8 protein-coding genes are annotated in these 7,748 nt (G+C 45.5%); 1 reads left to right on the top strand and 7 read right to left on the bottom strand.

The features are described from left to right. Nucleotides 1-38 precede the first annotated feature (38 nt). Nucleotides 39-962 carry a mechanosensitive ion channel family protein gene (locus GW12_RS05155; RefSeq protein ID WP_034584385.1) on the bottom strand — a complete coding sequence of 308 codons (924 nt, stop codon included), beginning with the start codon at nt 960-962 and terminating at the stop codon, nt 39-41. Between the two features lie 9 nt (nt 963-971). Next, complete coding sequence (locus GW12_RS05150; RefSeq protein ID WP_034584383.1) at nt 972-1,793, bottom strand: hypothetical protein; 822 nt, start codon at nt 1,791-1,793, stop codon at nt 972-974. A gap of 103 nt (nt 1,794-1,896) precedes the next feature. On the opposite strand from GW12_RS05150, the gene gspE reads away from it, so the two are divergent. Then, nucleotides 1,897-3,390: a type II secretion system ATPase GspE gene (gene gspE, locus GW12_RS05145; protein WP_034584387.1), complete on the top strand. Its 1,494-nt coding sequence runs from the start codon at nt 1,897-1,899 to the stop codon at nt 3,388-3,390. Nucleotides 3,391-3,506: 116 nt separating this feature from the next. Here gspE and GW12_RS05140 read toward each other — a convergent pair whose 3' ends face one another. From GW12_RS05140 to GW12_RS05120, 5 genes are all read right to left on the bottom strand, one after another. Then, nucleotides 3,507-3,932 carry an organic hydroperoxide resistance protein gene (locus GW12_RS05140; RefSeq protein ID WP_034584381.1) on the bottom strand — a complete coding sequence of 142 codons (426 nt, stop codon included), beginning with the start codon at nt 3,930-3,932 and terminating at the stop codon, nt 3,507-3,509. Between the two features lie 103 nt (nt 3,933-4,035). Next, nucleotides 4,036-4,860, bottom strand: coding sequence for a carbon-nitrogen hydrolase family protein (locus tag GW12_RS05135; protein ID WP_034584379.1), 825 nt, complete (start codon nt 4,858-4,860; stop codon nt 4,036-4,038). A 23-nt stretch (nt 4,861-4,883) separates the two neighbouring features. Beyond that, the gene (gene gigB, locus GW12_RS05130) at nt 4,884-5,402 is read right to left on the bottom strand and encodes an anti-anti-sigma factor GigB (RefSeq protein WP_034584377.1); all 519 of its coding nucleotides are present in this window, start codon (nt 5,400-5,402) and stop codon (nt 4,884-4,886) included. Nucleotides 5,403-5,514: 112 nt separating this feature from the next. Further along, entirely contained in the window at nt 5,515-6,483 is a 969-nt protein-coding gene (gene gigA, locus GW12_RS05125; protein ID WP_034584375.1) for an RsbU family protein phosphatase GigA, read from the bottom strand. 111 nt (nt 6,484-6,594) lie between these two features. Beyond that, nucleotides 6,595-7,512 carry a VacJ family lipoprotein gene (locus GW12_RS05120; protein WP_034584373.1) on the bottom strand — a complete coding sequence of 306 codons (918 nt, stop codon included), beginning with the start codon at nt 7,510-7,512 and terminating at the stop codon, nt 6,595-6,597. Between the last annotated feature and the right edge of the window lie 236 nt (nt 7,513-7,748).

Raw genomic sequence — 7,748 nt, 5'->3', positions numbered from 1 at the left:
TATGCCCTGTGGGAGAGGGTTGGGGTGAGGGGCTAAAATTATTTTAAACCCGGCTCCCGTTTTAATTCTTTCTCATTGGCATATTGATCAATGTCTTCATTTTCGAGTGGACGTGCCAGTGGATGATCGACAAAGCCCATTTTCGGTACTGGAATCTCGATCTGATTTTCCAGAAAGCCGTTACGAATCCGTTCCTGCATTTCATCGCGGACTTTGAGGAAGTTTTCACGCTGGCACCAGATTGCAAACAGCAATTCAATGGAGGATTCGCGGAAAGCGGTGACAGTGACTGCGGGTTTGGGGTCAGCCAGAACCAGTGGATATTTGCTGGCCACATCCAGCAGCACTTCACGCACTTTGATGATGTCTTCATGGAAGTTAATTGCCAAGGTAATTGGAATCCGCCGGATCGGAAATTTGGACAGGTTATGCACTGGAGCACGAATCAGCTGCTCATTGGGTAAACGCACATAGATATTATCCTGTGTCAGCAGCTTAACGGATAGTAGGTCAATCGAAATCACTTCTCCTTCAATGGTATGACCACGAATCAAAGTAATCTGAATGGTATCACCCACTTCAAAAGAACCTTCACCAATTAGGAAGATACCGCTGATGAGGTTAGATGCTGAAGTTTGTGAGGCAAAACCCAGCGCGACGGTTAAAATACCCGCTGCACCCAGGAAAACACTCAGTTTAAAGCCGGCTTCCTTGAGGCTGGCCATGACAAAAAGCAGGAAAATAAAGTAGAAAATCCCACGACGCCAGACCATCTGTTGATGGGCATTAAAACGTACGCCAATGGTACGGATAAAGGCATTCGAGAAAAAACGTGCAATCAAAAAACCGATAAAACACAGCACCACCGCAACCGCGATTTCAGTTAACCGGTCAGTATTGATATTGGTAAAAACGCCTTTTAGGCTACTGGTGACTTCAGCTGGAATACTTGAGTTTGCCATTCGCCGTCCTTAAAAGAATGAATCAAACATATTGAACAGGTTGCTTGCCGGATCGCGCGGTGGATGTAGATAGTCCACTTCACCGGCATGCGGCGGCGTACGATTTTCCAAACGAATCCGTGGTGGGCGGTCTAGGCCTTCATGCAGCACCTTGATTTGTGACGTCCATAAGCGTCCGGTGCTCGGGCTAAAAAACAGCGGCAGGGCAGGCACAGGTACATTCATCCGGTCAAAGCGCAGTTGCTGATTGCTGGTATTCTGGAATTCAATCGGGGTGACGGCACGGAAGGCACGTGGTTTGAGCTGTTCCAGCTCGGTTCGGCCATCCACGGCAGTGGCGTAACAGATTTCTCCAGAACGGTGATTCGGACCGAACCAGGTATCTTTAGGCAGGATCACCGGAATATCAAAAATCGGTTCGCGTTGTCCATCGACAAAACCGGCAATCCACAGCGGTGTGCTGATATACAAGGTTCCGCGCTGTCCAGCAGGAATATAAATTGGGTCAACTGGCTTGATCACCACAGAACGGTCTGCCAGACGCGGCATTAACTGTAATTTACTTTTGGTATTCCGGAACATATAGCGTTCAATTTTGACTGGCTGCGGAAAGGCAAAATTTGGATCATCCAGTCGCTGCCATTGCTGTTCATAGTCATATTGCACAGCTGGGCGATAATATTCCAGTCGCCACTCCTGCAAGCCCCGGGTCAAGCGAAATAGCAGCGAACCAAACTGCCAAGCTTTCGATTCATTGATTTCAAAATTTTGTTCGCCCCACCATTGAATCGAGGGCTTCGATGTAGATAAATCCAATTGGTCCTGTGGCAATGTGGCGGTCCTTTCGTACTAATTCTTGCTAAACATACTTCACGCTGTCATGTGCTTAGAGTACACTCAATTTAAATTTTTTCACTATTATTATAATTCTGCGATGCAAGTACTGAAACAATTACAGATTCCTTACAGTTTTGCCAAGCGCCATGGGGTGTTGCTGCGTTACGAGGGAGATCAGGTCTTTATTGTCCGTCGTGAAAATACCTCAATGCTTGCATTGCAAGAGGCACGCCGTTTTCTGGGACATCCTGCACAGTATCAGTTGTGTAATGAACAGGAATTTAGCCAGTTGCTAAGTAGCAGCTATGCCGGGGACAGTGGGGAATCGCAACAGGTCGCTGCTGGTCTGGAAGATCATCCAGATTTACTGAGTCTGGCAGACTCTGTTCCTGAGACTGAAGACCTGATGGATCAGGAGGATGATGCCCCGATTGTACGTTTGATCAATGCTTTGCTGTCTGAAGCCATCCGTGTCGGCGCGTCTGATATTCATATCGAATCTTTTGAAAAGAAACTATCTGTGCGTTTACGTGTCGATGGTCAGCTACGTGAAATCGTACAACCACGCCGCGAACTAGCGCCGTTGTTGGTATCGCGTATCAAGGTCATGGCCAAGCTGGATATTGCTGAAAAGCGTATTCCTCAGGACGGCCGTATTTCCCTACGCCTTGCGGGTCGTGAAGTGGATGTACGTGTTTCGACTTTGCCATCCTCCTATGGTGAACGTGTGGTCATGCGTTTGCTGGATAAGCAGGCGGGTCGTCTGAACATGACCCATTTGGGCTTGATGAATAATGACTATGAGCGGCTCAAGACACTCGTGCACCGTCCGCATGGCATTATTCTGGTCACTGGTCCAACCGGTTCTGGTAAAACCACAACGCTGTATGCTGCTCTATCTGACCTGAATGATGGTTCCAAGAATATCCTGACGGCTGAAGATCCGATCGAATATCAGCTTGAAGGCATTGGCCAGACCCAAGTAAATACCAAAGTCGATATGACCTTCGCCCGTGCTCTTAAAGCGATGCTGCGTCAGGACCCGGATGTAGTCATGGTGGGGGAAATTCGTGACCTGGAAACGGCAGAAATTGCCGTTCAGGCATCCCTTACAGGCCACCTGGTTTTATCGACACTGCATACCAATACTGCGATTGGTGCAGTGACCCGTCTCAAGGATATGGGGATAGAACCATTCCTATTATCCAGTTCCTTGATTGGGGTCATTGCCCAACGTCTGGTACGCACTTTGTGTCCACATTGTGCCACCTGGCATGACGCAGATGAGTTCGAGCAGGAGCTGTTTGCACCTGTGCATCAGGGACCTGAGTTAAAATTACCAAAACCAAAAGGTTGTGAGCGCTGTTCACATACCGGTTTTACTGGCCGGACCGCGATTTATGAAATTGTGCCTGTGGATGAGCAGATGCGCCGTCTGATTCATGGCAATGCGCCGGAGTACGAACTGGAAACTTATGCACGACAGTATTCCGGTTCAATTCGGGATGATGGCTTGCGTAAAGTGCTCGCTGGTAAGACCACGGTTGAAGAAGTATTACGTGTGACAAATGAAGCAGCGGAACTAGCTTAAGTTAGAAATTAAATAAGAAAAAAAGCAGCCATATGGCTGCTTTTTTGTTGGCTAAAATCTTTTTAAGTAACAGGTAGGGAGTGGTCAAGAGTTTTCCAAAATGCAGTTGGTTAAACTTAGGTAATCACATTTAGTGTGACATCAATATTGTTGCGGGTCGCATTGGAATAAGGGCAGACAATATGCGCGGCATCGACCAGCTTTTGCGCCTCTGCCGGATCCATACCTTCTAGGTGGATATTCAAAGTCACTTCAATGCCAAAACCGGTGGGGATTGGCCCGATCCCAACATCACCCTCGATATAGGCATCTTTACTGATATTGAGTTTGTCACGATTGGCAACGAATTTCATCGCACCGAGGAAACAAGCTGAATAGCCGGCTGCAAACAGTTGTTCAGGATTGGTACCGCCACCCGGGCCACCCATTTCTTTAGGTACCGCCAATTTTACGTCCAGTACTTGATCATCGGTCGTTGCGCGACCATCCCGGCCGCCAGTGGCTTTGGCATGGGCAGTATAGACAGCTTTTTCTAATGACATGATGTTTTCCCTAATTTATTTTTTCATGGAGCTTTTATGCTCAATGATTTTTAGGCGGGAATAAGCAGCGATTTTGTTATTTTATACAGTGAAATCGCAAAATTTAGAATTGCATCAGTTTACGGTGCTGCATGAGAGGCATGGATTCACGCACTTTAAGTTGTTCTTCCAGATCAAACTTGACCGTGATTAACTGGGCGCCTTCGGTATGTACCATATCTAATACCTGACCACGGCTATTGGTTGCAGCGGCATGCCCCCAAGTCTGGCGTTTTTCCCCATGCCAGCCTTGTTGTGCAGCGCCGAGGACATAGCATTGAGTATCCATAGCACGGGCTTGTAACAGTAACTGCCAGTGCATTTGACCGGTGGTGTAGGTAAACGCTGCAGGAGCAGTCAGAATATTGGCACCTTGATGCAGTAAGGTCAGGGCGAGCTCAGGGAAGCGCAGATCATAGCAGACCATCATGCCGATATTACCAAATGGTGTTTTAGCCACCACTACATCAGTTCCCGGTTCAAAGAATTTAGATTCCTGATAGCCGCCCACGGCATCACCTACTTGAACATCAAACAGGTGAATTTTGTCATAGCGCGCTTCAGTACCTTCCGGGCTGATGCAGAGACTTACGGTGCGTACACGCCCATCTTCGATGATGGAACCATCTGGACGATACGGGCAAGGGAGAGTACCCGCGATGATCCAGATATTGTATTGATGTGCAAGTTGTTCAAGACGCTGCTGGATGACTTCAAACTGTGCTGCAGTTTCGCGTTGTTTCCCGGCAGCAAAGCAGACGAAGTTCTCGGGAAAGACAATCAGTTCGGCACCATCTGCTTTGCTCTGTTGAATTAAGGATTCTATAGTTCTGAAATTGTCTTCAATTTCATTCTGAGAATTCATTTGCACAACAGAGAGTAAAGTCATGGTTCCTTCCTGGAAAATTTAATTTAAGCGTTGGGTTCGGACACCTTGTCGAGATTGTCCTGCTCTTTTTGCAGCTGTTTGACCAAAGGTTCGAACATGTTTTTGTTGCTTTCATTGAGTTTCATCAATGTCTTATGCGCATCCAGAACTGTAGTCAGCATAGTGCTGTGGGTAATATGTTCTTCAACCAGCGCTCGTGTGCAAACATGCGGATCACCTGAATAATTCAGGATCACAAAGACCTGACCCAGCCCCATACTGTTGGCCAGCGTGGTGATATCCGAGTTGGTTGAAAGCATGACGGCCTGGATGTGATGCGTCTGTTGCAGCTTCAAACCCAGTTTGGCGAGGACACCGAGTACAGTACTGTCAATAAAACTGGCTTCAGTTAAATCGACAATTGCACCAACGACATTGTCCTGCTGTTCAATTTTGTTCAGTAATTTGTCTAGACTTATACAAGATTGGGCACGCACTTCGCCAATAAGCTTAAAAATATGCGTTCCATTCAAACTTGCATATTCAACATGACCTGTTGACATATAAATGCCATTAGCAGAGAAGGATATTAAATTATCCCATAGGGGAATTTGATACTCAAGTAGTCGAAGGTATGAGTCAAATTAAGTCTCTATTAAAGCAATAATTATATTACTAATTTATCCGGATGAAACTCAGGAAGGCGATATCATCTGCGACATGTTCGGGAGCCTGGAATGAGTGATTTTGCAAATGATAGACCAGTTGTGCAAACTGATCATTTAAGCCACCTTCAAATGGTTCTAGTGCACCATCGGAACATAAAATGAAGCGGGCATAACGTTTTAATACAAATTCCTGTTCAGTGACTTCAAGGTCTTCAGTCAGACCCAGAGGGAAACTGCTGGTGGTTAAAATCTTGGGTGGCTGTTCAGGTTCGAAGATAATTGGCGGTGGGTAATGCCCCGCACTTGACCAACGTACCACATGGGTTTCTAGATTCAGAATACCTGCAATCATGGTGATGTGTTTTTCAATATTTTCCTGAACCAGCATGCCATTCAGTTTTTTGATCAGCTCGCGTGGTGATTTGGAACGGCCATGAAAGGCTGCCATCCACGAAGTCAGTAAGCTACTGGTCACGCCATGGCCCGAAACATCAGCGAGATAAAACATGACTTCTTTATCGCTAATTTTCCAGTAATCATACCAGTCTCCAGACAGGTAAGCGGAAGGCTGGAAAAATGTTTCGACTTTGTAATTCGTTAGCTCAATTGGATTTGGAAGAAGGCGTTGTTGCAATTCTGCAGCAGAAGGTAGGTCGCGGCTATCCTGATTGCGTTTGTATTTAGCATCAATTTTTTGGAGTGCTAGGATCGGTTCCACAGGGAGTTTATTCCAGATCCAGCCTGCTAGGGCACCCTGTTCCCATGCTTGGGCCAGTTCAGCACCTTCATTTTCCATGGCAAGAACAATGGTTGGAAAATTCCATTTGTATTTTAAATAATCATGCACGTCGGCAATTGCAAGAATTGTCGGGTCGTATAACTCATGATGTTCAAGGTCAATCATTTGCACATCAGGAAGTGTGTTAATGACCTGATCTAGATAAGGAATATCACGAGTCGGCTGAATGAAATACATAAGGAATTGGGCTAATCCTAACAGTGTCTATAAGGCGTACTATAACAAGCAATTGATTAACAGCGCATCTTTTTCACTGCTAATCGTATGGAAATAATCGATTTAAATGATTTAATCCGTCACTTCAGGTTGATCATCTTCAATAGCTTCTTCTTCGAAATCATCTTCAAATTCGTCATCGAAATCGGTGAATAGATTTTCAGACTCTAGGCCTTTTTTCTCGGCAATGGCAAAGCTAGTACGTTGCAAGTAAATGTCACGAATCTGGGCATATTTGTCCCCAGTCAGGACTTTTTCAATATCCAGTAACTGGGAGCGGGCATCAATACCACGCCAAACCTGATCAAACCAATATAAGCCTTCTTGATCATCCAAAAGATATTTTTGTGGTCGTGCCTGACTATCAACCGCTAGACCGATACCATCGCGAATAGTACTTGGGCCAAAGACAGGGAGTACCAGATAAGGCCCAGAAGGAACACCATAGTAGCCCATGGTCAGACCAAAACGTTCTTCTTCAGTTTCTAGCCCTAAGCGACGTGCCGGATCGGCAAGGCCTAAAGTTGTGAGTATATTAATGGTAAAACGCCCTAAAGATTTGGCAGCACGTGCCGGACGACCCTGGACTAACTGGTTAAATGCATTCCATGGTTCGTTCAAGTTGTTTCGGAACTGAGTAGAAGAACCACGTACATCCTCTGGGACTTTCTCTTTATATTGCACAGCTATCGGACGAACAAGATTACGATCCAGTACATCATTAAATTGGTAAACCTTGCGGTTCCAGGATTGGAACGGGTCTTTTTGTTCATCTGACTGGCTAGCGCTCGCATTTACTTTTAAAGTTTCTTTCCAGGCTGCCAGTTTCTTTTTCTGTTCAGCTGGCATAGAGGTTTCAGTTGACTGTGTCTCTGTGGCAGCAGAAGTTACTTCTGGGTTGCTAGAAGATTCGGCGATATCTTCTGCATAAACAGGGAGGCTGGCAGCGAAACTAATTAAACCAGCATATATATAAGAGGAATGACGCATAGCAGATTCCAGAAATTCTATTTAATGATGTAGCGTGATGCACAAGGAATAAAAATTAATAAACATGACAGTGTCTATAGCTGCTATTAAAGCAAATTTGGCCAAATAATGAATTAAAAAATTACAATGAGATTAAAAAATAATCACACGAATGATTTTAGGTGAAATAGGGGTTGCGCTTGCTTGGGATTGGTCTATAATGCACATCCATCGGTGGTGATGTTAATTAAAACTTC

Origin of the sequence: Acinetobacter sp. HR7 (genome assembly GCF_000773685.1) — a bacterium.
In the GTDB taxonomy this organism is placed as follows: domain Bacteria; phylum Pseudomonadota; class Gammaproteobacteria; order Pseudomonadales; family Moraxellaceae; genus Acinetobacter; species Acinetobacter thermotolerans.
The sequence above is the reverse complement of the archived record's forward strand: the minus strand, read 5'-3'. Positions and strand labels throughout refer to the sequence as shown.

Coding starts and splice junctions, on each gene's coding strand:
- GW12_RS05135 (WP_034584379.1), bottom strand. CDS start 4,860: ATGACTTTACTCTCTGTTGTGCAAATGAATTCTCAGAATGAAATTGAA.
- GW12_RS05155 (WP_034584385.1), bottom strand. CDS start 962: ATGGCAAACTCAAGTATTCCAGCTGAAGTCACCAGTAGCCTAAAAGGC.
- gigB (WP_034584377.1), bottom strand. CDS start 5,402: ATGTCAACAGGTCATGTTGAATATGCAAGTTTGAATGGAACGCATATT.
- GW12_RS05140 (WP_034584381.1), bottom strand. CDS start 3,932: ATGTCATTAGAAAAAGCTGTCTATACTGCCCATGCCAAAGCCACTGGC.
- gigA (WP_034584375.1), bottom strand. CDS start 6,483: ATGTATTTCATTCAGCCGACTCGTGATATTCCTTATCTAGATCAGGTC.
- GW12_RS05120 (WP_034584373.1), bottom strand. CDS start 7,512: ATGCGTCATTCCTCTTATATATATGCTGGTTTAATTAGTTTCGCTGCC.
- gspE (WP_034584387.1), top strand. CDS start 1,897: ATGCAAGTACTGAAACAATTACAGATTCCTTACAGTTTTGCCAAGCGC.